The 24,545-nt window shown below is 37.3% G+C and carries 18 protein-coding genes; 5 read left to right on the top strand and 13 right to left on the bottom strand.

Features of this window, described 5'->3' with window-relative positions; genetic code table 11:
- Nucleotides 1–170: 170 nt before the first annotated feature.
- The 6 genes from ilvD to yfbV form a co-directional block, all read right to left on the bottom strand.
- Nucleotides 171–2,006 (bottom strand): dihydroxy-acid dehydratase, encoded by a 1,836-nt coding sequence (gene ilvD / locus DYE60_RS01890; protein WP_115314949.1) that lies wholly within the window; start codon nt 2,004–2,006, stop codon nt 171–173.
- 197 nt (nt 2,007–2,203) lie between these two features.
- Nucleotides 2,204–2,428 (bottom strand): acetolactate synthase 2 small subunit, encoded by a 225-nt coding sequence (gene ilvM, locus DYE60_RS01885; RefSeq protein WP_115314948.1) that lies wholly within the window; start codon nt 2,426–2,428, stop codon nt 2,204–2,206.
- A 23-nt stretch (nt 2,429–2,451) separates the two neighbouring features.
- Entirely contained in the window at nt 2,452–4,119 is a 1,668-nt protein-coding gene (gene ilvG, locus DYE60_RS01880; RefSeq protein WP_115314947.1) for an acetolactate synthase 2 catalytic subunit, read from the bottom strand.
- A gap of 279 nt (nt 4,120–4,398) precedes the next feature.
- Nucleotides 4,399–5,925, bottom strand: coding sequence for a threonine ammonia-lyase, biosynthetic (gene ilvA, locus DYE60_RS01875; RefSeq protein WP_115314946.1), 1,527 nt, complete (start codon nt 5,923–5,925; stop codon nt 4,399–4,401).
- A gap of 18 nt (nt 5,926–5,943) precedes the next feature.
- Entirely contained in the window at nt 5,944–7,425 is a 1,482-nt protein-coding gene (gene ilvC, locus DYE60_RS01870) for a ketol-acid reductoisomerase (RefSeq protein ID WP_115314945.1), read from the bottom strand.
- Nucleotides 7,426–7,613: 188 nt separating this feature from the next.
- Nucleotides 7,614–8,048: a terminus macrodomain insulation protein YfbV gene (yfbV, locus tag DYE60_RS01865; RefSeq protein ID WP_115314944.1), complete on the bottom strand. Its 435-nt coding sequence runs from the start codon at nt 8,046–8,048 to the stop codon at nt 7,614–7,616.
- 129 nt (nt 8,049–8,177) lie between these two features.
- Here yfbV and DYE60_RS01860 point away from each other — a divergent pair, with 129 nt between their 5' ends.
- From DYE60_RS01860 to DYE60_RS01845, 4 genes are read left to right on the top strand one after another with little or no spacing between them, the layout of a single operon-like run.
- Nucleotides 8,178–8,879 carry a hypothetical protein gene (locus DYE60_RS01860; protein ID WP_115314943.1) on the top strand — a complete coding sequence of 234 codons (702 nt, stop codon included), beginning with the start codon at nt 8,178–8,180 and terminating at the stop codon, nt 8,877–8,879.
- A 9-nt stretch (nt 8,880–8,888) separates the two neighbouring features.
- On the top strand, nt 8,889–9,440 hold the full coding sequence (locus DYE60_RS01855) for a septation protein A (RefSeq protein WP_115314942.1): 552 nt from the start codon (nt 8,889–8,891) through the stop codon (nt 9,438–9,440).
- Nucleotides 9,427–9,870, top strand: coding sequence for an acyl-CoA thioester hydrolase YciA (gene yciA, locus DYE60_RS01850; RefSeq protein ID WP_115314941.1), 444 nt, complete (start codon nt 9,427–9,429; stop codon nt 9,868–9,870). The genes DYE60_RS01855 and yciA overlap by 14 nt, the downstream gene beginning before the upstream one ends.
- Nucleotides 9,871–9,880: 10 nt before the next feature.
- Nucleotides 9,881–10,177 (top strand): YciI family protein, encoded by a 297-nt coding sequence (locus DYE60_RS01845; protein WP_115314940.1) that lies wholly within the window; start codon nt 9,881–9,883, stop codon nt 10,175–10,177.
- Nucleotides 10,178–10,275: 98 nt separating this feature from the next.
- On the opposite strand, the gene DYE60_RS01840 is transcribed toward DYE60_RS01845, so the two are convergent.
- The 7 genes from DYE60_RS01840 to ftsE all read right to left on the bottom strand — a co-directional run bounded on the left by DYE60_RS01840 (nt 10,276) and on the right by ftsE (nt 21,592).
- Entirely contained in the window at nt 10,276–10,953 is a 678-nt protein-coding gene (locus tag DYE60_RS01840) for a phosphotransferase (protein WP_245942669.1), read from the bottom strand.
- Nucleotides 10,954–12,636 carry a ribonucleoside-diphosphate reductase subunit alpha gene (locus tag DYE60_RS01835; protein ID WP_115314939.1) on the bottom strand — a complete coding sequence of 561 codons (1,683 nt, stop codon included), beginning with the start codon at nt 12,634–12,636 and terminating at the stop codon, nt 10,954–10,956.
- On the bottom strand, nt 12,623–13,600 hold the full coding sequence (locus DYE60_RS01830; RefSeq protein ID WP_115314938.1) for a ribonucleotide-diphosphate reductase subunit beta: 978 nt from the start codon (nt 13,598–13,600) through the stop codon (nt 12,623–12,625). Before DYE60_RS01830 ends, DYE60_RS01835 begins: the two co-directional genes overlap by 14 nt.
- Before the next feature lie 154 nt (nt 13,601–13,754).
- Nucleotides 13,755–17,798, bottom strand: coding sequence for a YadA-like family protein (locus tag DYE60_RS01825; protein ID WP_115314937.1), 4,044 nt, complete (start codon nt 17,796–17,798; stop codon nt 13,755–13,757).
- A 630-nt stretch (nt 17,799–18,428) separates the two neighbouring features.
- The gene (locus tag DYE60_RS01820; protein ID WP_115314936.1) at nt 18,429–19,883 is read right to left on the bottom strand and encodes an alanine/glycine:cation symporter family protein; all 1,455 of its coding nucleotides are present in this window, start codon (nt 19,881–19,883) and stop codon (nt 18,429–18,431) included.
- 113 nt (nt 19,884–19,996) lie between these two features.
- A complete protein-coding gene (ftsX, locus tag DYE60_RS01815) occupies nt 19,997–20,926 on the bottom strand; it encodes a permease-like cell division protein FtsX (protein ID WP_115314935.1) in 930 nt (309 codons plus the stop codon).
- A 9-nt stretch (nt 20,927–20,935) separates the two neighbouring features.
- Complete coding sequence (gene ftsE / locus DYE60_RS01810; RefSeq protein WP_115314934.1) at nt 20,936–21,592, bottom strand: cell division ATP-binding protein FtsE; 657 nt, start codon at nt 21,590–21,592, stop codon at nt 20,936–20,938.
- Between the two features lie 282 nt (nt 21,593–21,874).
- Between ftsE and adhE the strand changes: the two genes are divergently transcribed.
- Nucleotides 21,875–24,493 carry a bifunctional acetaldehyde-CoA/alcohol dehydrogenase gene (gene adhE, locus DYE60_RS01805; protein WP_115314933.1) on the top strand — a complete coding sequence of 873 codons (2,619 nt, stop codon included), beginning with the start codon at nt 21,875–21,877 and terminating at the stop codon, nt 24,491–24,493.
- Nucleotides 24,494–24,545: the final 52 nt, after the last annotated feature.

Below are 24,545 nucleotides of genomic sequence, written 5' to 3'. Positions count from 1 at the left end.
TTTGCATATTAGCTTAGACTTCTAAGCTAGCGAGTAACTTAGCGTTACTCATTTCACTTCCTGTATATTTTAAGCCCTTATCGGTTTAAATTTTTAGCCCTTTACTCTTTGTAATAGGGCTTTTTTTACGCTATTCTATACTAAAATTTCTTATTCTGACAGATCTAATTTTACAATAACGCTTTGTTACGCACCGCCCCTTTATCCGCTGAAGTGGCAAAATAACCATACACTTTTAACGCAAAAGAGACATCACGATGACGATTTTCAGGCTTCCAACCTTTGCAATCTTGCTCTACTCTACGTTGCTGTAATTCCTCATCAGACACTTTTAATTCAATAGAACGATTCGGAATATCAATTTCAATCACATCATCATTTTTAACTAAACCAATCACGCCACCTGAGGCAGCCTCTGGCGAGCAATGCCCAATAGATAATCCTGACGTGCCACCTGAAAAACGTCCGTCTGTTAATAATGCACAGGCTTTGCCCAACCCTACCGATTTTAAATAGCTCGTTGGATAAAGCATCTCTTGCATACCCGGTCCGCCTTTTGGCCCTTCGTAGCGAATAACCACAATATGCCCCGCTTGCACTTTTTTGCCTAAAATTGCTTCAACGGCATCTTCTTGGCTTTCAAACACAATCGCTTTTCCGCTAAATTTCCAAATAGATTCATCAACGCCAGCAGTTTTCACAATGCAACCATCTTCGGCTAAATTACCGTATAACATTGCCAATCCACCTTCTTGACTATACGCAAATTCTTTGGAACGAATACAGCCATTTTGACGATCATCATCAACGGTATCCCAACGACAATCTTGTGAAAAGGCTTTTGTAGTGCGAATACCTGCTGGGCCAGAACGATAAAATTGCTGTAATTTTTCATCTTTATTTCTAACAATATCATATTGATTTAACTGCTCTTCTAAGGTCAAACCTAATACGGTTCGAGTTTGATTACAAAGTAAATTTGCACGATCCAGCTCGCCTAAAATCGCCATCACACCACCCGCACGGTGAACATCTTCCATATGATATTTATTGGTATTCGGTGCTACTTTGGATAAACAAGGCACCACACGAGATAAACGATCAATATCACGCATTGTAAAATCAACGTTTGCCTCTTGAGCGGTAGCAAGTAAATGTAACACCGTATTGCTTGACCCACCCATTGCAATATCCAAACACATCGCATTTTCAAAAGCTTCACGAGTTGCAATATTTCTCGGTAACACTCGCTCATCATCATTTTGATAATACTGTTTGCACATCTCAACAATTTGACGTGCAGCCTGTAGAAATAAGCCTTTACGATCAATATGTGTCGCTAAACACGAACCATTTCCCGGCAAACTTAATCCTAATGCCTCCGTTAAACAGTTCATTGAATTTGCGGTAAACATTCCTGAGCAAGAGCCACAAGTTGGGCAAGCACTACGCTCAATCTTATCCACATTTTCATCTGAAACTCGTTCATCAGCCCCTTGAATCATCGCGTCAACCAAATCTAATTTGATGATCTGATCCGATAATTTGGTTTTCCCTGCCTCCATCGGACCACCAGATACAAAAATAGTCGGAATATTTAATCGCATTGCCGCCATCAACATTCCGGGAGTGATCTTATCGCAATTTGAAATACACACCATCGCGTCCGCACAGTGAGCATTCACCATATATTCCACACTATCCGCAATCAAATCACGAGAAGGCAAAGAATACAACATTCCGCCGTGCCCCATTGCAATTCCATCATCAACGGCAATGGTGTTAAATTCCTTCGCCACGCCCCCTGCTTTTTCAATTTCTTTGGCAACCAACAGCCCCATATCCTTTAAATGCACGTGACCCGGTACAAATTGGGTAAAAGAATTCACGACTGCAATAATCGGCTTTCCAAAATCGTTATCTGTCATTCCTGTAGCACGCCACAAAGCCCTTGCCCCTGCCATATTACGACCTTGTGTGCTGGTCGCTGAACGTAATTTAGGCATTTTTCACTCCCTATATTTAATATAATTTTTTATTAAGCGGTTAAAATTTTATTGTTTTTTGCAAATTATTAACACTCTATTACTAATGTCGAACTATCCAAGCACGGTCACTGAGCTTGTCGAAGTGTAAGTGCTTTACTTCATTACTTTTCCCTTCGACAAGCTCAGGGATCGATAATAAAAATATAACCGCTTGTTTAACACTCTTTTAATGCCATTACATCAGGCAATTTAACTAATTGATTTTTCAGTAATTCTATCGCTCTGTCACTTTGAACCGTGACATCAAAATGAATACCTTGTAACTGATTTTCTATATTTAAGCTCAGCACTTCAAAACCTCGATGTCGGATTACTCTTAATAAACGTTCAAGGGTTTCTGGGCGTTTGTTTGCTGTGATAACTAATTGATAATGTTGCATATTCTCTTCCTTTCTTATTATTTTTAATTATTACTTTCTAACATATCCAAATTACACGCATTCGGCGGAACTAATGGCCATACGTTATCTTCATTTGGAATACAGACGTGTAATAAATAGGCTTGTTCACTTGCTAGCAAACGATCTATCGCCCCACTCACTTCACTCGCTTTTTCAATGGTTTCACCTTTAATGCCAAATGCACTCGCAAGAGTAACAAAATCAGGATTATCATCTAAAATCGTTTCGCTATGGCGTGCATTAAAAAAGAGCGTTTGCCATTGGCGAACCATTCCTAAACGTTGATTGTCCAATAACACGATTTTTACTGGCACATTGCCACGCTTGATTGAGCCTAATTCTTGTACGTTCATCATAAATGAGCCATCGCCAGAGATTAAAATCACATCATCATTCGGACGTGCTTTTTTCGCCCCAATCGCTGCTGGCAAGCCAAATCCCATCGTGCCAAGCCCCGCCGATGTGATGTAATTTTCAGGAGCAAAATGTTGCATATGTTGAGCCGACCACATTTGGTGTTGCCCCACATCCGTGACCACAACGGCATTTTTATTTTTTCGGTTGGATAAGGTATTCAATAATGCCCAAGGATCGATAACGGTTTCGCCCTGATTTTCTTGGTAGGTTAAATCATAATCCGATTTTAACTGCTTAACAGTTTCTCGCCATTCTTCAATATTAAGGGGATTATTTTTTGCAAATTCCGTTAAAAATTTGACCGCTTGATTGAGATCGCCACACAAAGACACATCCGCTTGTCGCAATTTATTGATTTCTGCCACATCAACATCAATATGAATGACCTTTGCATTTGGCGAGAAAGTGTCTAATTTTCCTGTTACACGATCATCAAATCTCGCCCCACACACAATCAATAGATCGCTGTCGTGTACCGCATAATTTGCCGCTTTTGTGCCGTGCATTCCTAACATTCCTAAATAAAGTGAATGTTCAGGCGAAACAGCCCCCAAGCCTTTCAGGGTGGTTACCGTCGGCATATTTGCAAATTCAATAAAAGATCGTACCGCTTGCACACCTTTCGCCATTCCCACACCGCCACCGAGATAAAGCATTGGACGTTGAGCCTGACTTAATAACTGCACCGCTCGTTGTAAATTTTCTGCATTTTGTGGTTGAACAGGATCTTTTTCTAAACAAAATACACTATCTGTTGTTTCGGCAAGCTGAATATCTTTGGGAATATCCACCAATACAGGACCAAAACGCCCACTTTGTGCCACTTGAAAGGCTTCTGCAAGCACCTGTGGCAATTCAGCCAAATTTTGCACGATAAAACTGTGTTTAGTACACGCCAATGATAAGCCTAAAACATCCACTTCTTGAAACGCGTCTGTACCGATTAAATCCGAACCGACTTGCCCCGTGATCGCCACGATAGGTACAGAATCCAATAATGCGTCTGCTAAACCTGTGATTAAATTTGTTGCACCTGGTCCTGAGGTGGCAAAACAAACACCCACTTTTCCTGTTGCTCTTGCATAACCAATCGCCGACATTACCGCCCCTTGCTCATTTCGACACAAGAGATGATCCAAACCTGAATCATACAAGGCATCATAAATTGGCATTATCGCCCCACCCGGATAACCAAATAAGGTCGTAACTTGATGTGCTTTTAAACATTCTATGACTAAGTTTGCCCCTTTCATTTCTCTTCCTTTTGTCTATTTTTATAAATTACAGGTATAAAAAAACCTCGCTTGTGTGAGCGAGGTTTTTGCGAAAATTCAATTATTATTTTTTGTTAGCCATTTTCTTTGCAAAACCACTCGCTCCATCGTGAATAATCACAATGAAGGTAATAATAATGCTAATTGAACGGCTATAAACTGACATAAATTTGAATTTTCCTAGTTAAATTGTTGTGTTTTATTTGTGTAAAAATATAAATAACATATTTAATAAATAATGCAACCCCAATTTTTAAATTATTTTAAAAAACATTGATACGCTACACTATCGCTAACGTTTTTATAGCGATACCCCAGCACATCTAAATGGCTTTTAAATAACACTTTATCATTTTCATCTAACATAAAGGCAACCAACACATCACCATAATCCACCCCGTGCGTACGATAATGGAACAGAGAAATATCCCAATACGCCCCTAATGTTTGTAAAAATCGCAATAATGCCCCTTTTTGTTCTGGAAATTCAAAGGAATAAAGCGTTTCGGATTTTAGGCTATGAGTATGCCCGCCAATCATATAACGAATATGGGTTTTCGCCGTGTCATCATCGGATAAATTAACCGCATTATATCCGTTACTTTTTAGCTGATGAATAATGGTTGTGGTTTCAATCTCATTCTTGACACGAATCCCCACAAAAATACACGCATTTTTATCATCAGCGTGGCGATAATTGAACTCCGTGACCGCATAATTCCCTAGCACATTACAAAATCTTAAAAAGCTTCCTCTCTGCTCCGGAATTGTCACTGCAAGCAAGACTTCTTGTTTTTCCCCCAATTCGCAACGCTCTGACACATAGCGTAAAGTGTGAAAATTTAAGTTTGCCCCAGAAAGAATGCAAGTCAGGGTTTCATTTTGAATTTTATGCTCTGCAACATATTTTTTTAATCCAGCTAGTGCAACCGCCCCAGAAGGTTCTGCAACGGCTCTCACATTTTCAAAAATATCCTTCATAGCGGTACAAATTTCATCAGAACTTACCAAAACCACATCATCAAGGTATTTTTTACAAAGGCGGAAAGTTTCATCGCCAATACGTTTTACGGCAACACCATCAGCAAACAAACCAATATTGTCCAAATCCACCGGCTTATCCGCTTTTAATGCGTGATAAAGACAGGCGGAATCCGTTGATTCCACACCAATCACTTTCACTTCTGGCAACATTTTTTTAATGAACACCGCAATCCCCGCCGCAAGACCGCCACCACCAACTGGCACAAAAATACGATCAATATCCGCATTTTGCTGCAATAGTTCCAATCCGATTGTGCCTTGCCCTGCGATCACTTTCTGATGATCAAAAGGGGGAATAAAAGTCATCCCTAGCTCTTTTGATAATTGAATGGCTCTCGCTTTTGCTTCATCAAAATTCGCACCGTACAACAGCACTTCGCCCCCAAAACCTTTTACAGCTTCAACTTTAATCGCTGGGGTGTTTTCAGGCATCACAATAATGGCTTTTACATCTTGATATTTTGCTGAAAATGCCACACCTTGTGCGTGATTGCCAGCCGACGCAGCAACAACCCCCGCTTTTTTTTCTGTTTCAGAAAGCGATGAGATCATCAAATGTGCACCACGCAATTTAAAACTATGCACAATTTGACGATCTTCTCGTTTGATAAACACTTTATTGTTCAAACGAGCTGATACTTTTTCCATTTTTTGGAGTGGGGTAATTTGCACCAGATCATAAATATTCGATCTTAAAATCGCTCTAACATAATCCGTGCTTGAAAGTAACTCTGTGTTCATTTTATATCCTAAATCCCGTTAATGCTCTGCTAAAACTCGTTTCATATCCGTCATATATCCTCGTAATTCTTCACCGATAAATTCAATTGGGTGTTGGCGAATTGCCTCATTAACTTGGCGTAATGTGAAATTATCAATTTCTACCGCTGGGGTTAGCTCACCCAAATCCCCTTTTCTTAACATCAGTATAATTTGTTGCTCAAAAATAGGCACTGCCGCATTGGTAAATAAATAATTACCATATTCTGCGGTATCAGAAATCACAACATTCATTTCATACAAACGCTTACGAGCAATGGTGTTGGCAATTAAAGGTAATTCGTGCAATGATTCATAATAGGCGGACTCTTCATAAATACCACTGGCAACCATTGTTTCAAAGGCTAATTCTACGCCCGCTTTGATCATCGCAATCATCAATACGCCATTATCAAAATAATCTTGCTCCGTGATTTTAATATGATCCGCAACTGGGGCATTTTCAAAGGCAGTTTTGCCGGTTTCTTCTCGCCATTTTAATAAATCAGCATCGCCATTCGCCCAATCTTGCATCATCGTAGCAGAAAAATAACCACTTATAATGTCATCCATATGTTTTTCAAACAATGGTGTGAAAATAGTTTTAATTTCTTCTGCAAGTGTAAAGGCACGTAATTTTGCTGAATTTGACAGACGATCCATCATTAAGGTAATTCCACCCTGTTTCAATGCTTCCGTGATCGCCTCCCAACCATATTGGATCAATCTACCCGCGTAAGCAGGATCTTTTCCTTCCTTAACCAAATGGTTATAACAAACAATTGATCCTGCCTGTAACATTCCACAAAGGATCGTTTGCTCGCCCATTAGATCCGACTTCACCTCCGCCACAAATGAAGACTCTAAAACGCCCGCTCTATGGCTACCTAATGCCACCGCCCACGCTTTCGCCATCGCCAAGCCATCGCCATTTGGATCGTTTTCAGGGTGTACGGCGATCAATGTTGGCACACCAAAACCGCGTTTATATTCTTCTCGCACTTCCGTTCCGGGACATTTCGGTGCAGCCATTATCACCGTAATATCATTTCGGATCTTTTCACCACACTCAACAATGTTCAAACCGTGTGAATACCCCAAGACCGATCCTTTTTTCATTAACGGCATAATATCGGCGATCACGTTAGAATGTTGTTTATCAGGCGTTAAATTGATCACTAAATCAGCGGTTGGAATAAGTTGTTCATAATCTCCAACCACAAAATGATTTTCTGTGGCACGCTGAAAAGAAGGGCGTTTTTCATCAATCGCAGACTGGCGTAACGCATAGCTAATATCTAAACCAGAATCACGCATATTCAAGCCTTGATTTAGTCCCTGAGCTCCACAGCCAACGATCACGATTTTTTTATCTTTCAAACAAGTCGTCCCATCAGAAAATTCATCACGATCCATAAAACGACAATGCCCCAACTGGGCAAGCTGTTGGCGTAAGTTTAGCGTATTGAAGTAGTTACTCATTTTTTCCTCTCTATTTTTTATTCTATTTTATTGTGTTTGCATACCTTAAAAATAAGGTGCTTTTCGTTTTACTATAAAAAGAAAAAAAATACAATTACCCAACAATAAATATTATAAAAAATAAATAGAATAACGTGTAAATAAAAGTAGGTAAAAATTTTTGCAAATTTTCAATAAAATATGACCGCTTATAGCTCATCAAAATAGCTATCGCCCCACGTTTTTTCGGCAAGTTGTAGTAAGAGAGCGAGATCTTGATAAGAAGGCATAAGTTGTTCTTCAACCTTAACTTGCTCACTAATCAATTTGATACGCAATTCTTCGTACCAACCTAATAAAGAAAGAGATAAAGGCGATTTTGCACGCTTGCCCAGCCAAAATAGACCTTGAAAAGGAATGCTTAATGCAAATAAGCCTGTAATTAAGACGTTTACGAGAATAAAGTCGCTGGAACTATGTAAAAAATATTGCCAAATAATTGCAAAACACGCAAACGCGGGCATAAATTTTTGAGCAAATTTAACCCACTTGATAAAACGATAATCAGGCATAAATACATTTAGTTTTTTCTGATTCGGTAAGGTTTCAGCATATGTTTGTCCTGCTTTTAGTGTTTCATACATAAGATTATCCATTTTAAGATCAACCTAATTATTTTAGCTCACTCTCAAAAATCTACAATAGATAATGCAGATAACTTAAAGTGTTGTTATAATTTGAAAACTACTATTTTTTAATAAAGGAACTATTAAATGCCAATAAATTTTTTGCAACTGTTACAAGATAGTTGGAACTTTATGCGAAATCAACGCCAATTTTCTGCTTTTGCGATAGGAATGACGCTAATTATTCAATTTGCGATGTCAAATATTACCTTTCCTATTTCGGATATTACCAATATTGATCTTTCTGGCGTAGTTTTACCGAGTATCCTAATCGGGCTTGCAAATACATTTTTGAGTGCGTTGATTATTCTTAATATTAGTGCAATCAATAACGGCTCATTCAAACACTTTTTTAGCCATACTTCGACAGTCTTATCTGCGTTTTTAGGTTTGATTGCACTGAGTATCATAGGCGTTTTACCTTTATCTATTGGAGCGGTTTTAGTCATATCACAACCAGACAATCCAGTTTTTGCAATTCCTTTTATGGTATTAGGTTTCTATTTTATAGTTAAATTTTATCTTGTTTTTTATGTTTATCTTGTTGAAAAACCAAGAAAAAGTATCAAAGATACCGTTGCTTTCACCTTTCAACTGACTAAACAAAAAACGTTACCGTTAATCTTATTGATTTTATTAGCCTCTTTTGTGCCTTCAACTTTGATGAGCATGATAGAAAAAATAACAATGGATATTTCTTTTATTATTCCGTTAGTTTTTGCTGCTTTCTTCAATGTATTTGCAACAGTTTTAACATTTCGTTTTTATCAACTTTACCGTAAATTATAAGGACAACAGATGAAACAATTTCTTGAATTTATTCCTTTAATTCTGTTTTTTGTTGCCTATAAATTGTTAGGTATTCAAGAAGCAGCAATTACCCTTGTCGTTGCCACAATTGTGCAACTTATTTTATTTAAAGTGCTATTTGGCGAAGTCACCAAAATGCAACTTTTTGTGGCAGGGTTTGTGCTTGTCTTTGGGAGCTTAACCGCTTATTTTAACGATGATAGTTTCCTAAAATGGAAAGTCACCATCATCAATGGATTATTTGCATTTGCTCTACTTTTCAGCCAATTTATTTTAAAAAATCCAGTCATTAAACATTTGCTTGGTAAAGAAATTCAATTAGAGGATCATATTTGGAATAAAATTAACTTAGGTTGGGCATTATTTTTTATCTTTTGTATGTTGCTCAATATTTACATCAGTAATTTTATGTCAAACGATGCGTGGTACACCTTCAAAGCCTTTGGATTAACGGGGCTAAGCCTTGTTGCAACCGTGATTACGGGCATTTATCTTTACCCTCATTTAAAACAGTTGGAGAACAACAATGACAATCAATAAAAAATGTCGAGAGCCTGAAGGAAAGCTGATTTTAAGAACCCTAGCAATGCCTTCAGATACCAACGCGAACGGCGATATTTTTGGGGGCTGGATTATGTCACAAATGGATATGGGCGGGGCAATTTTAGCCAAAGAAATCGCAAAAGGACGCGTGGTTACCGTATCCGTTAATTCAATGAATTTTTTACACCCCGTATCCGTTGGTGATGTGGTGTGTTGCTATGGAAAATGCACCCGTATTGGGCGTTCATCACTGCAAGTAAAAGTCGAAATTTTTATCAAACGAGTTTATGAAGGTGCACGTGAAAGAGTGTGTGTCACCGAAGCTGAATTCACTTTTGTGGCAATCGGAAAAGACGGCAAATCTCGCCCTATTCCACGAGAGGATAACCCTGAACTTGATGATGCGTTAGCATTACTTAATCAATAGGAGAACAACGATGTATTATGTTATTTTTGCTCAAGATAAACCAAATACGTTACAGCAACGTCTTGCGGTGCGTAAAAAACATTTGGCTCGCTTAAAACAATTACAAGCAGAAAATCGCTTATTTACCGCAGGACCAAATCCCGCGATTGATAGTGAAACACCTGGAGAAGCAGGATTTACAGGCTCAACGGTTATCGCTCAATTTGATTCATTAGAAGCTGCACAGCAATGGGCAAGTGAAGATCCTTATGTTGAAGCGGGCGTTTACGGTGACGTTTTTGTAAAACCTTTTCTTAAAGTATTTTAATTGAGTACTGTTTCGCTCAATTCATACCACAATTTATTTAACAACGAGATAGCAGAATCATACTCTGCTATCTTTTTTTCAAACACTCTCTGATCAAATTAAGTCAGGCGGAAATAGTGGCTTAGAAAAAATCTTTTCTGCTCATCCGTTAAATCATTATGCTTGAAAAATAACGCTATTTCTAAAGCAGGATCGGAGATTGCCGCATATTCCCAGTCAATTAAAAATACCCGATCTTCATTTTGGATAACATTGCCTAAATGTAAATCGTGATGGCAAATACACTGTGTAAAAGGCTGAATCGGTTTTAATAAGGATAATTCTACGGAAAACTGATTGCTATCACCCAACTGCTGATTTAAAAAATAGCAACGTTCGATAATATCCAACTTCGGATCAATTTTTGCAAATTCTGAGATAAAAATGATCGCTTCTTGAGCATCAAACAGATGTAATTTTGCGATCATTTCTGCTAATTTTTTCAATAAAATAGCATTATAGCGTTGTGGTGGCGAGCCTTGAATATAGCTTAAAATCAGATAATCTTCATTGTGAAAAACCACTTTTGGCATAAAACCAAGCGGTGATATTTTGGTTAAAATTTGCAATTCAAGTTGATAATTTATGCCTAAACGCTTAGCTCGTTCACTTTGTTGATGAACGACGTAACGCTCGCCATTTTCAAGTTCAATAATAGAAGAACAAGCAGTCTGATTTGCAAAATCAGTGACAAATTTGACCGCTTGCCCAAAATGATGTTCAATTTTTTGAATCATTTATCCTTCACAGCTACTACAACTCAATAAGTTACGGTTGAATACCTGTGCCGCACTCATACTATATTGATAATAAATAGATTTTACCCCTAATTCTTCAGCAGTTAAATATAATTTATTCAAATCTCGAGCCGGTGTATTTGGGTGTACCATTAAGTTAATGCTCTGCCCTTGATCAATATAATTTTGACGCTGTGCTGCTTGCTGGATAACACTTAATTGGCTAATCTCCGAGAAGGTTTTAAAAACATCTTTTTCGTGTTCAGAAAGTTCGGCTAAATGTTGCACCGAGCCATCATTCACTAAAATACTTTCCCAAATTTTTTCGTTATCTAGATCCTTTTCTTTGAGTAATTTTTCTAAGAACGGATTTTTATATACCATTTTGATCTTCGCTAAATCTTTGACATAGTAATTCGATTTAAACGGCTCAACGGACGGCGATACGCTACCTAAAATAAAGCTACTGGATTTGGTTGGAGCAATACTCATCAAGGTGGTATTACGGCGACCATAGCCTTGTAAAATGTCAGGCTCACCAAAAAGTGTCGCCAATTCTTGAGACGCTTTTAAGGTTTTTTGTTGTAACGTTTTAAAAATCTCATTATTTTTTTGCATTGCCTCAAAGCTATCAAACGCAATGTTATTCGCCTGTAAATAGCTATGCCAGCCCAAAACACCTAAGCCTAATGCTCGATGACGTTTTGCAAAGCGATTTGCTTTATCTAAAAATGGCTCAGTTTCACTTTTTTCAATAAATTCACTCATTACTGCGTCTAAGAAATAAGTCAGCACTTCTGGTGCGTCAGTCTCTTTCCACTCATCAAAATGCAATAAATTCATTGATGATAAACAGCATACAAAACTTTCCTCGGTATTTGACGGCAACATAATTTCAGTACACAAATTAGAGGCGTGGATATTCATATTTTTATCTTTATAAACATCTGGTCTCCCTGCATTCGCATTGTCTTTAAAGAAAAGATAAGGAATACCGGTTTCTGTTTTGCGTTGTAAAATTTTCGCCCAAATTTGACGTTTATAAGGATCGCCAGCTTTCATTGATTCAAGCCACTCGTGCCCAACACATACGCCATAATACATTAGCTGAATCGGGTTTCCTTCGGTATGAATATCTAACCACTCTTCAATATCCGCGTGTTCAATATCAATATAGCCCGCAAACTGCCCTTTTCGAGAGGTGCCTTGTGAAATCACATCAATGGTGGTGTCAAATAATTTACTAAAATTAAACGAGCCGTCGGATTTGCCGTTGTTACTAATATGACTGCCACGAGGACGAATATCGCCAAAGTAGGCGGATGTGCCACCACCAATTTTGCTCATCATTCCCACTTCTGCAACAGTGGACATAATATCCGCGACCGAATCCCCGATATAGCTCCCAAAACAAGAAATCGGTAAGCCACGATCTAAACCAAAATTAGACCAAATTGGAGATGAAAGGGAGAAATAGCCACGTGCCATATAGTGATAAAATTTATCCGCAAAGCCTTCTACTTTCAGGATTTTTTCAGCGTGTTCAGCGATATAGCGAATACGCTCTAAGGCAATGGTACCTTCTAAAAGGTAACCTCGTTGTAAAAATAAACGGCTGTCTTCATTTAACCAGTCAAAATCTGGTCGCTCTGTATTTGAATAAGGGGGATTAGAATAAGTCATCGGCGGTAATCTGTTTCATTTTTTTACTGTAATCGGTACTACGTTTGTTAAAGAAATCGGTTTCTTTGCCAGATAAAATTTCAATATCAAACCACTGGGTTTCTTTTAATAACTCTTCATTCACTTGATAAGGTGCATCAAGTCCTAAGGTTGAAAGTGAATTGTTATAACGGTTCATTATGTAATTTTCGACAGTTTTAAAATCAATAAAATCAAGAGCGCCTTCCTCAAAAATCCACGCAAGAATGCTACGTTCTGCTTCAAGGGCTTGATTTGCTAAGCCTTTTAATTCTGCATAAAAATCATCGCTAAATAATTCACTGTGTTCATCACGTAAAATTTCATAAAGTGCAATTCCAAAACGTCCGTGAATTTCTTCTTCTTTTGATGTCGCCTCAACGGCATTAGAAATTCCTTTGAATAAGTTTTTATGTTTATTAAACGACATAATAATCAGAAATTGTCCAAACAGAGAAATATGCTCAACAAACAGAGAAAATAACACCAAAGAAAGCACAAACTGCTCTTTGCCGACCTCTTTTTCTCGCATAAAATCGTCCATATAATTGATGCGATCCATAAGTGGCTGGATTTCTGTAATATTTGCAAACATTTCATTCAAGCCTAATTTTTCAAGTAAGAAAGAATAAGCATCTTTGTGGCGAACTTCACTTTCTGCAAAAGTCCCACCGACATCATCAATTTCCGGCTTTGGAAAATAACGGTATAAATCGCCCCAGAAACGTTTTACATTCACTTCAATTTGAGAAATAGCTAACATTGAACGGGTTAAAACACTGCGTTCTTTTTGATTGATAACGGTTTTGTAATCTTGAATATCACTCGAAAAATTAAATTCCGTGTGCAACCAATAAGAATGGCGGATGGCATCTTTAAATTCGAGTAATTCAGGGTATTCATAGGGTTTAATTTGTATACGTTTTTCAAACAGATTTCTTGACATAATAATTGGCTATGTTGTTAAAAATTAAGGTGCCTAATATACCCTAAAACGCAAAATCTTGCTAATGATAATTATTTTTATTTAATGACAAATAAAAATCCCAAAGGCTATTTCTAACCTTTGGGAGCTTCATTTTTAACGCTTTAAACTGTGATTACCAACTATAGCCTGCACCGCCACCAAAGACAGTATCTTGGTTAAAATCAGAACTTACAGAGCCTTTTAAAATCCATTTACCATTATCAGAAATGGTTGACATCCCAACGGCTAAAGCGGTTGTACCACGATAATGAGCAGTGCCAACGGCAGCCATTGAACGTCCTGGTAAATATTCCTGTGGCAAGTTGGCGATTGCACTTGATATCGCCGTGCCTGAAATCGCTCTTTTTAGTGCTTCTTTATTATCTTGGTTTAATTGCGTAATCACTTGGTGCAATTGGCTTCCATTGATGGCATCCGTCGAACCAGCAGAAATTTTACCTGCTGCCACATTTTGCACACGTCTTTCTTTACCCACTGAACCCACAGACACAATACCACTTGGGGTATTCCCTGCAAAGCCACCATACGTTATACCATTCACCGTTGCCGTATCCACTTTTGACAAGCCCCCTGTCGTCACAGAATCTTGTCGAACAGCGGTTGAATTTGCCCCAAGATAAACAGAGTTACCCACATTTGCTGTGACATTATTACCTAGTACAAAACTGTCATCCGAACCTTTTAAGATCTTGTTATTATTACCCACAGAATAAGAATTATCTGCTTCTACAATACTCGGATCACCAATCGCACCAGACTGATTTCCTTTAACGGTGTTACCATAACCAATCGCTATTGATTTTTTTCCTTCGGCACTTGATCTTGCACCTATTGCAATCGCATACGATCCACTTGCACTTGAATCAAAATCATTCACTTTGTCTTTCGGTGCAACCCCATTTGGTGTTTCATCATTCACGTGTAGGAATTTAATCCCCTCTTCGTTCATATTATGAATCGCCGTTAATATAGAGTTTGTATGCACCTCACCACGTTGAGAAACATCATATGTTTTTAATAACTTCTGTCTCTCTTTTTCATCAACAATATCTTTGCCTAATAAATTATTGATTGTCTCAATCTGCGTGGTATTACCTGCGATAGCGGTCTGATTTTTAGTAATTTTTGCAGTATTTCCAGCAATATTATTTTTATTGATAGTTACCTGCGTCAAGGTTGCTTGCACATCGTCCGATAATTTTTCTTTGGTAACATTTTTATCGGCAATTTTATCCGTCGTCACCGCATTATCTGAAATAGACAACTCAACCGCACCTAATAATTGGTTTACGCCCTCACCTTTCACCGTAATTCCTTTACCTGTGATCGATTTATTCATATCCGCCACATTGACTTTTTGGTTTAGCAATTCATCGGTTTTAGTTTTTGTATAATGATTTTCATCTAAATATTTTTTAACCGTACCACCATTAACAACTTGAGTGTTGCCATCCGCAACCTCTCCCTCTGTTTTCACTTCAATGTTAATATCTTTAAATAGTCGGCTCACTCCTTCACCTGTTACCGTAATGCTCTGAGAAGTTAATACCCCTCTCATATTATCTGCCCCCAGTTTTTTCGAAAGAGCTGTTTTATTTTTTTCAATCGCCGTTTTATTTGCTTCAATATTGGTTTTATTGCCTTCTATAGCGGTCTGATTTTCAGTGATTTTTGCAGAATTATCTGCAATCGCTGTTTTATTTGCCTCAATATTGGTTTTATTGCCCTCTATAGCGGTCTGATTTTCAGTGATTTTTGCAGAATTATCTGCAATCGCTGTTTTATTTGCCTCAATATTGGTTTTATTGCCTTCTATAGCGGTCTGATTTTTAGTAATTTTTGCAGAATTATCTGCAATCGCTGTTTTATTCGCTTCAATATTAGTTTTATTTTTCCCAACTTGGCTTAATGTTGCTTTCGTTTCATCAGATAATGAAACAATCCAGTTTTTATTTTTAGCTTCTGTTCCACCTGATACCGTTATACCATCCCCTTGTGTAACGGTTTCAATAGAATTTGTATCGGTAAAATTAGCTGTCAATTGCCCTTGTTCATTTTTTGTAATGGTTGTTCCATCAACATTTACCGATAAATCAACATTCCCTTTTTCTAAATCTTTTCCTGCAATAACCACAGAATGATCCGTACTCACAACATCACTAAGTTCTGTTTTTAATCCTGCTAAATCAACCGTTAAATCTGCTTCGCCATTATTTTGTGAAATGGTCAATTGATTCTTATCATTCAGCGATACATTCGTTACTTTTGTATCAACGCCATCAACCACTCCTAATTTATTTTTCCACGCAGTCACATCCGCTTCACTTAAATTATCTGCATTTTTATTCGCTTTGGTTTCAATGGAATCAATTTTATCAGTGGCTTCTTGAGTCAAACCAATTTTATAATGTTTCTTGTGAGCATTGATATGTGGTGCAGTGCCATTTTCTTGGGTACTATCTCTTTGAACAGCGATATATTTATCATTTACAACCCCTTTTTCCGTGATCGTTGTCACTTGCGAACCATTGATCGCATCTAAGGAAGTATCAGAAATCAAACCGTCTTTCACGTGTTTAATATTTCTTGGAGCAGCTTCTGTTCCCACTGAAACAGCATCCGTTACAGCGGTTGAACCATCACCTAAAACGACTGCTCGTGTTGCACCACTTGCATCAACATTAGAACCTAAAATATACACTTTTTCTTGGGTGCTAGTGTTTCCAGAACCGATGATATAATTATAACGTCCTCTTATATTATTGTTTTCACCAAGAATATAATCAACAGTGCTTGCTACAGTATTTCCACCACCAATAGCATAAGATTTACTACCTGAAATATTATTTCCAACTCCACCAATTGCACCACTTAAAGTACCAGAAACTCTGTTTTGTTTTCCACCTAAGATAAAGTTCTTTTCTCCAGCAGTGATTTTATTATCATATCCACCAAACACGACTGAGTCTTTGGCTGTTGTTCCATTTTCATTACCCCCTAAGATTACAGAGTTTACCCCGCTTGAAATATGACTATTACCTCCTAAAATAACAGACTGATTCCCACTTGTTTTATTTGTATTCCCACTTACTATACTATAGCTACCCGTAATTTCATTACGACCACCAGCTAAAATAGCACTGTTTTCTTGTTTTATTTTGTTATTACTACCACCTAAGATTACGGATTCTCCATGTGTAATCTCATTATGATGTCCACCTAAAATTCCTGTATTTGTAGCATTAACTTTATGTCCATATCCCCCAGCAATAATCGCGTTTTCACCGCGAGTATCAACCGTATTTCCTACTGAACCTTCACCACCACCAATGATGACAGCGTCATCCGCTTTTACTGTATGACTTCTACCAGCAATAATGGCAGAAGTATTTGTACCTGCTCCTTCTATTTTATGACCGTGCCCAGCTAAAATAGCACTTTCAATTCCTGTTATAGTATTTGCACCTTGAGATCCTCCACCTAAAATAACAGAACTTGTTCCGGTTGATTTAATATGCCCGTTTGCTCCACCAACAATCGCAGAATTATTTGCTTCTACTTTATTTCTATTTCCAGCAACAATAGCAGCGTTTTTGGCTGTTTTTGTTATATTATTTGTATGTCCACCTAAGATACTATTATTGTCATAATACTTCCCATCACCCGTAATTATATTTGCTAATCCTCCGATAACGGTATTATTATCTCCATTTATAATTTTGTTTCCGCCTTGTTGGGTATCACCACCACCGATAATAACATTGTCAAAACTACTAGCTCCTGTTATTGTTGATCTTTGTGATCCAACAATAATATTACGGTCACGAACGTTATTGATGGTATTATTATCTCCCGCAAAAATACCATTATTGTTTCCGCTATTTTCAATAGTATTTTTATACCCACCAAAAAGTGCAGAATTTTTCCCACCTGTTGTTTTTACGTTATTATATGCTCCTCCAATAACCGCAGACTGAACACCATCAGCGTGATTTAAAATTCCACCAACAATGGCATTTTGCCCACTTGCAGTGCCGTCATTTAGAATCACTGAATTTAAACCTGCTCTTGCTGTAGCTATCGCTGCAAATGCAGTGCCTGCGGTAAGGGATAAAAGTAATGTTGTTGCAATAGTAATATTATTATAATTTGTCATAATTAAATTTCCTTAGCATTTATATTTTTTTATTTGAAAAGTATTAAGCTCTCATTTGTACAAAAAGAGACCGCACATTTTACCCCACCCAGTTTAAAAATCAATCATTTTGATCAAAAAAAGAACTAAGATACCGTTTTAAAATCTATTTTTAAAAACAAAAATAAAATGCAACTAATTGAATTTAAAATAAAAAAACAAAACACATTTATGCCTTAACTTATTTATTGGTTATAAGTGTATTCACATATGAAGAAAAAATGAGTAAAAATGATGTTTTGTGAGAATGTGTCTTAAAAGCAAGCAATAATAATGATAAAACTATTCTTTATTCTGTTATTGATACGATGCTTGAAGCAAGCTCGTGGGCTATCTCAATATGATGTAGCAGAATCAACGGATTGAATAAAACCTATAATTTCATAAGTAAAAACAAGCGGTCATGTTTTTTCCTGTTTTTGCAATTTTTTATTTAACGAGTAATCAGAGAAAAAGGATTATTTTATGACTGATTAAATAGCAGGAATTTACTTTGAGGTTCTTGCATTTATAAAAAACGCCCCTGAAAATACAAGATTTTAGGGGCGTTTTATTATTTTATATTTAAGTGTTATACAACACTAACAATCATTATTTGATCACGATTGGTTTATCAATAGTATGTTCCCAAGCGTCTGCATCAATATCTAAACGCTCATATTTTTGTGCATCAAAAATAGGCTCTTCAATACCTGCATCTAATTGATTTCTATAATCTTTTAATAATTTCACTGCACGAGGGAATAACATAATCAATGCAAGCAAGTTTGTTAATGCTAAGATTCCCATAAGTGGATCAGAGAAGAAGAATACATCCGTCGCACCTGGTGCAACCGCACCTAAGAATAATACGGCAATAACGGCTAAACGCAAGATAAATACTGGTATTTTCGCTTTTTCTCCATTCCCAGCTAAGAAACTTACCCCATTTTCGCCCATATAGTAGTTATAAATAATTGAACTAAATGAGAATAATAAGATTGAGAACGTTAATAAATAGCTTACCCAGTTACCAAAGTGTCCCACTAATGATTGTTGCGTTAACACAACACCATCAATTGCTGCACCTGGTTGATACACATCACCAAGTAAGATGATGAATGCAGTTGCACTACAAATAATGATAGTATCAATAAACACTGAAAGTGCTTGTGAGATACCTTGACTCACAGGGTGATTCGCTTTTGCTGTCGCCGCTACGTTTGGTGCTGAACCTAATCCAGCCTCATTTGAGAATAAACCACGACGCATACCTTGTGAAATTGCAATACCCATTCCACCGCCAACAACAGGATCAATACCAAACGCATTTTTAACCACTGTTACGATTAAGGCAGGGATTTCGGTGATATTCATTACAATCACGATTAAAGCAAGAAGAATATAAATAAGAGACATGATAGGCACGATAATATCTGATGCTTTTGCGATACGCTTAATACCACCAAAAATAACTGCACCACCAAATACAACAAGGAAAATACCCGTATAAAGACGATCAATACCTAAACTATCTAATGCTGCACCAGCTACTGTATTACCTTGAAACGCATTAAAACCGATAGAAAAAGAAAGAGTTAATGAAATTGCATAAATAACTGCTAACCAGCGATAATCTTTACCTAAACCGTGTAGAATATAGTGTGCTGGACCACCACGATAAGTGCCATCTGCTTCTTTACGTTTATAAAGCTGAGCCAAAGAACATTCTACGATACTCGTCATCATACCGATTAACGCAACAACCCACATCCAGAATACCGCACCTGGTCCACCTAAACTGATCGCAACCGCAACACCTGCAATATTACCACCACCAACACGACCACCAATAGACACTAAAAGTGCTTGACGTGAGCTTACTGCATCAGGATCGTGACTCTCTTTTTCAGATCTAAACACATTAAACATACGTCCAAAATATCTAACCTGTGCAAATCCACCCACAGCGGTGAAAAGTAAACCAAAGACGATTAACATTGGCACTAATGCCCAATCCCAAGTAAGAGCGTTAATAGTATCAAAAAACATATGGATATATTCCATCAAAATCTCCTCATTTTTATTTAAAACCTTTGAACTCTAACAATAAATAATTAAAGGATCAAGGGTAATAAGTTATTTTTATCTATATTATTAGTTTTTATATCTAATAATCATTATGAACCTAGCTGGCGAATATATTTATTTGTTGCCAATAATGCGGATAGCCAGCCGATAAAGACACAAAAAATCGTAATAAATGTTACTTCACTAAAATGGAAGCTGTTTAATTCAAATTTTACAACAAATAATTCTGTGACGTATCTCACGATACTGGTGAAATAACCAATAATAAGCGAACTAAATACGATCGCTAATAGGCTTCCAAATAAACCATAAAATATACCCGTATGAATAAAGCGACGTGCAATAAAATATTCCGTTGCACCCACTAATTGCATCACTTTAATTGTCTCTTTATTGTTGGAAACATCGGTTCTAACACTGTTTCCAATCACCAAGAAAACCGAAATTGACATCAATATGCCACACACTATCGCCGCTTGTTTCATTAACCAAGTCAGTGCTGTTAATTTTTCTAGCCACGCATTATCAAGACGCACTTCCTGAACGCCTTTCATCTTTTGTAGTTGATCCCTGAAAACAATCATCATACTATTTTTTGCAAATTCTGATTTTGGTTTCACGGTAACGATAGCCGGAAGTGGATTATCATCTAAAATCGCTAATGCTTCGCCAAATCCTGACCAAGTTTTAAAATCCGCCAAACTTTGCTCTCGAGAAATAAAATCGACTTTTTCTATTTTATCTGGCTCAAACTGACGAATTCTATTCACTAAATATTCCACATCGTGACTAGATAAATTTCTGTGCAAATAAATGGTCAACTCTTGCTCTGGATAAAATTCAGTCGCCGCGTGATGTGTATTTTTCCACAACAAATAGCCTACCATCGGAATCGTTAAAGAAACTGAAATAACTAAAATGGTAAGCAAGGTACTCAATTTACGTCTCGCAAAATCCTGCCAAACCGTTCTTAAAATATAGCGTGTCTGCACACTAAATGTGTTAATTGAAGAAGACATCATAATCCCTTAATTTTTTAAATGACCATTTTCTAATACAAGACAAGGCTTAGGACGTTGACTAATAATATTAGTATCGTGTGTTGCCACTAGAACCGTTGTACCCATTTCATTAAATTCCTCAAACAGATGAAAAATTTCAGATGAAAGATTATTATCTAAATTTCCGGTCGGTTCATCCGCAAGTAATAGTTGAGGACGATGAATGATTGCTCTTGCAATATCAACACGTTGTTGCTCCCCACCAGAAAGTTGTAAAGGTAAGAAATGTGCTTTATCTGCAAGCCCTACTCGTTCTAAGGCAACTCTTGCCTCTCTTTCAACAATAGATTGGCGAACGCCCATAATAATAAGAGGCAATGCAACATTATCTAGAACCGTACGATCTGTGAGTAAACTAAAATTTTGATGAACCATACCAATTTGACGGCGTAAGAAAGGTAATTCTCGGGAGGATAATCGAGTAATGTCATGCCCATTAAACAAGACTTTGCCACCATTTGCTTGTTCAATACCCATAATCAACTTCAATAAAGTACTTTTACCAGCACCCGAATGCCCCGTTAAATAGGCCATTTGTCCAACAGGTAAATGAAAACTTATTCCCTGCAATGCTGGTTGCCTTGCACCTCTATAAGCTTTATTTACATTTGTAAACTGTATCATGTAAGCAACCACTCTAATTTATTAAAATTCTAGCCATTATATAACAACATGACATAAAACTTAATAAAATCTCTTAATCTTTATTCACATCTGTTTTTTTACAATAAAAATGCTCAAAAAACAAATATTTGTTAAGAAAACGTTATTTTTATTGAAAAATATTCAACAATATATTTGATCTAGATCAGCATATTTAATAATTATTGGGATAAATGAAGCAAATACTTTCCAAATACGAGATAATTCAGCCAGTTTAATTTTTAATTATTTTAAGGAAAACCTATGACTAAAGATGTAAAATCTGTTCAATCTTATGACGCTCAAACAGAAGTAAACCAACTTGTTGAGAAAGGATTGGTTGCATTAGAAAAATTCCGCCAGCTGAATCAAGAACAAGTGGATTATATTGTTGCTAAAGCTTCAGTAGCAGCACTAGATCAACACGGTGTGTTAGCATTACACGCTGTTGAAGAAACTGGACGTGGCGTATTTGAAGATAAAGCAACCAAAAATCTGTTTGCTTGTGAATACGTTGTAAACAATATGCGTCATTTAAAAACCGCTGGGATTATCAGTGAAAATAAAGTCACAGGGATCACAGAAATTGCTGATCCAGTGGGTGTAGTTTGTGGAATCACGCCAACTACTAACCCAACATCAACCACTATTTTTAAAGCACTAATTGCATTAAAAACACGTAACCCTATCGTATTTGCTTTCCATCCATCGGCTCAAGAATGTTCTGCTCATGCAGCTAAAGTGGTTTACGATGCCGCTGTTGCCGCTGGTGCACCAGAAGATTGTGTACAATGGATCACCAAGCCATCATTAGAGGGAACATCAGCACTAATGAAACATTCAGGCATTGCAACTATTCTTGCAACAGGTGGTAATGCAATGGTAGAAGCAGCTTATTCTTGTGGTAAACCTGCATTAGGTGTTGGAGCTGGTAACGTACCTGCTTATGTGGAAAAAACAGCAAATGTAAAACAAGCAGTTTATGACATCGTTATGTCAAAAGCATTCGATAACGGTATGATCTGTGCTTCAGAACAGGCTGCAATCGTTGATAAAGAAATCTACAAAGAATTCATCGCAGAAATGCAATCTTACGGCGTTTACCTCGTAAATAAAAAAGAAAAAGCATTACTTGAAAAATACATTTTTGGTGTAGATAAAGCGAATAAAACAAGTTGTAGCGGTGCTAAATTAAATGCTGACGTAGTTGGAAAACCAGCAGCTTGGATTGCAAAACAAGCTGGGTTTGATGTTCCAGAAAAAACCAATATTTTATTAGCAGAGTGTAGTGAAGTAGGTGAAGCTGAACCACTTACTCGTGAAAAATTATCCCCTGTGCTTGCATTATTAAAATCTAATTCAACTGAAGAAGGGCTTTCTCTTTCTGAAGCAATGGTGAATTTTCACGGCTTAGGTCACTCAGCGGCAATTCACACTAAGGATGAAGCGTTATCTAAAACATTTGGCGAACGTGTAAAAGCAATCCGTATTATATGGAACTCACCATCAACCTTTGGAGGTATCGGTGATGTTTATAACTCATTCTTACCATCACTTACTTTGGGCTGTGGTTCTTATGGTAAAAACTCAGTGAGTAATAACGTAAGTGCTGTGAATTTATTAAATATCAAACGAGTGGGTAAACGGAGAAATAATATGCAATGGTTTAAAGTTCCTTCAAAAATCTATTTTGAACGAGACTCAATTCAATATATTCGTTCAATGAAAGATGTGGAACGCGTAATGATCGTCACCGACCGTGCAATGGTTGATTTAGGTTTCGTTGATCGTATCGCAGAACAACTTCGTTTACGCAAAAATCAAGTAACTTACCAACTATTTGCTGATGTTGAGCCAGATCCAAGCATTGAAACCGTACGTCGTGGTACTGAACTTATGCGTAGCTTCCAACCAGATACCATTATCGCATTAGGTGGTGGTTCACCAATGGATGCTGCGAAAGTAATGTGGTTATTCTACGAACAACCAGAAGTGGATTTCCGTGATTTAGTACAGAAATTTATGGATATCCGTAAACGTGCGTTCAAATTCCCTCAATTAGGACGTAAAGCGAAATTTGTGGGTATCCCAACAACATCAGGTACAGGTTCAGAAGTAACACCTTTTGCGGTTATCACTGATGGCGATAAAAAATACCCAATCGCAGACTACTCATTAACACCAACAATCGCAATTATCGACCCTGCATTGGTTATGACCGTACCATCACGCATTGCTGCTGATACTGGTTTAGACGTGTTAACTCACGCAACTGAAGCTTATGTTTCTGTAATGGCAAACGACTATACCGATGGTTTAGCATTACAAGCAATCAAACTTGTATTTGAATATCTAGAACGCTCTGTGAAAGACGCGGACGATGAAGCTCGTGAGAAAATTCATAACGCTTCAACTATTGCGGGAATGGCGTTTGCAAATGCATTCTTGGGAATTAACCACTCAATGGCACATAAATTAGGTGGTCGTTTCCATGCTGTTCACGGACGTGCAAATGCAATCTTGCTTCCACACGTTATCCGTTATAATGGTACTCGCCCAACCAAAGTGGCAACGTGGCCAAAATACAACAGCTATAAAGCGGATACAAAATATCAAGATATTGCAAAAATGCTAGGTTTACCTGCAGCAACACCGCAAGAAGGGGTAGAATCTTTTGCAAATGCAGTAAAAGATCTTGCTGAACGTTGTGGTATTGAAATGTCATTCAAAGCACAAGGTATTGATGAAAAAGAATACTTAGACGCACGTAAAGAACTTGCTTTACTCGCCTTTGAAGACCAATGTACACCAGCTAACCCTCGTCTTGCGATGGTTGAAGATATGGAAGAAATCTTAACGAAAGCTTACTACGGTCAAGCGTAATCTCATAAAAGATTGATATACGAATAAACCGCACTTTTTGGGTGCGGTTTTT

Origin of the sequence: Phocoenobacter uteri, assembly GCF_900454895.1 — a bacterium.
Lineage (GTDB): Bacteria > Pseudomonadota > Gammaproteobacteria > Enterobacterales > Pasteurellaceae > Phocoenobacter > Phocoenobacter uteri.
The sequence above is the reverse complement of the archived record's forward strand: the minus strand, read 5'-3'. Positions and strand labels throughout refer to the sequence as shown.

Coding starts and splice junctions, on each gene's coding strand:
- ftsX (WP_115314935.1), bottom strand. CDS start 20,926: ATGTCTTCTTCAATTAACACATTTAGTGTGCAGACACGCTATATTTTA.
- DYE60_RS01820 (WP_115314936.1), bottom strand. CDS start 19,883: ATGGAATATATCCATATGTTTTTTGATACTATTAACGCTCTTACTTGG.
- ilvG (WP_115314947.1), bottom strand. CDS start 4,119: ATGAAAGGGGCAAACTTAGTCATAGAATGTTTAAAAGCACATCAAGTT.
- ftsE (WP_115314934.1), bottom strand. CDS start 21,592: ATGATACAGTTTACAAATGTAAATAAAGCTTATAGAGGTGCAAGGCAA.
- ilvA (WP_115314946.1), bottom strand. CDS start 5,925: ATGAACACAGAGTTACTTTCAAGCACGGATTATGTTAGAGCGATTTTA.
- yciA (WP_115314941.1), top strand. CDS start 9,427: ATGACAATCAATAAAAAATGTCGAGAGCCTGAAGGAAAGCTGATTTTA.
- ilvC (WP_115314945.1), bottom strand. CDS start 7,425: ATGAGTAACTACTTCAATACGCTAAACTTACGCCAACAGCTTGCCCAG.
- DYE60_RS01840 (WP_245942669.1), bottom strand. CDS start 10,953: ATGATTCAAAAAATTGAACATCATTTTGGGCAAGCGGTCAAATTTGTC.
- DYE60_RS01860 (WP_115314943.1), top strand. CDS start 8,178: ATGCCAATAAATTTTTTGCAACTGTTACAAGATAGTTGGAACTTTATG.
- yfbV (WP_115314944.1), bottom strand. CDS start 8,048: ATGTATGAAACACTAAAAGCAGGACAAACATATGCTGAAACCTTACCG.
- DYE60_RS01845 (WP_115314940.1), top strand. CDS start 9,881: ATGTATTATGTTATTTTTGCTCAAGATAAACCAAATACGTTACAGCAA.
- ilvM (WP_115314948.1), bottom strand. CDS start 2,428: ATGCAACATTATCAATTAGTTATCACAGCAAACAAACGCCCAGAAACC.
- DYE60_RS01830 (WP_115314938.1), bottom strand. CDS start 13,600: ATGTCAAGAAATCTGTTTGAAAAACGTATACAAATTAAACCCTATGAA.
- DYE60_RS01835 (WP_115314939.1), bottom strand. CDS start 12,636: ATGACTTATTCTAATCCCCCTTATTCAAATACAGAGCGACCAGATTTT.
- adhE (WP_115314933.1), top strand. CDS start 21,875: ATGACTAAAGATGTAAAATCTGTTCAATCTTATGACGCTCAAACAGAA.
- DYE60_RS01855 (WP_115314942.1), top strand. CDS start 8,889: ATGAAACAATTTCTTGAATTTATTCCTTTAATTCTGTTTTTTGTTGCC.
- DYE60_RS01825 (WP_115314937.1), bottom strand. CDS start 17,798: ATGACAAATTATAATAATATTACTATTGCAACAACATTACTTTTATCC.
- ilvD (WP_115314949.1), bottom strand. CDS start 2,006: ATGCCTAAATTACGTTCAGCGACCAGCACACAAGGTCGTAATATGGCA.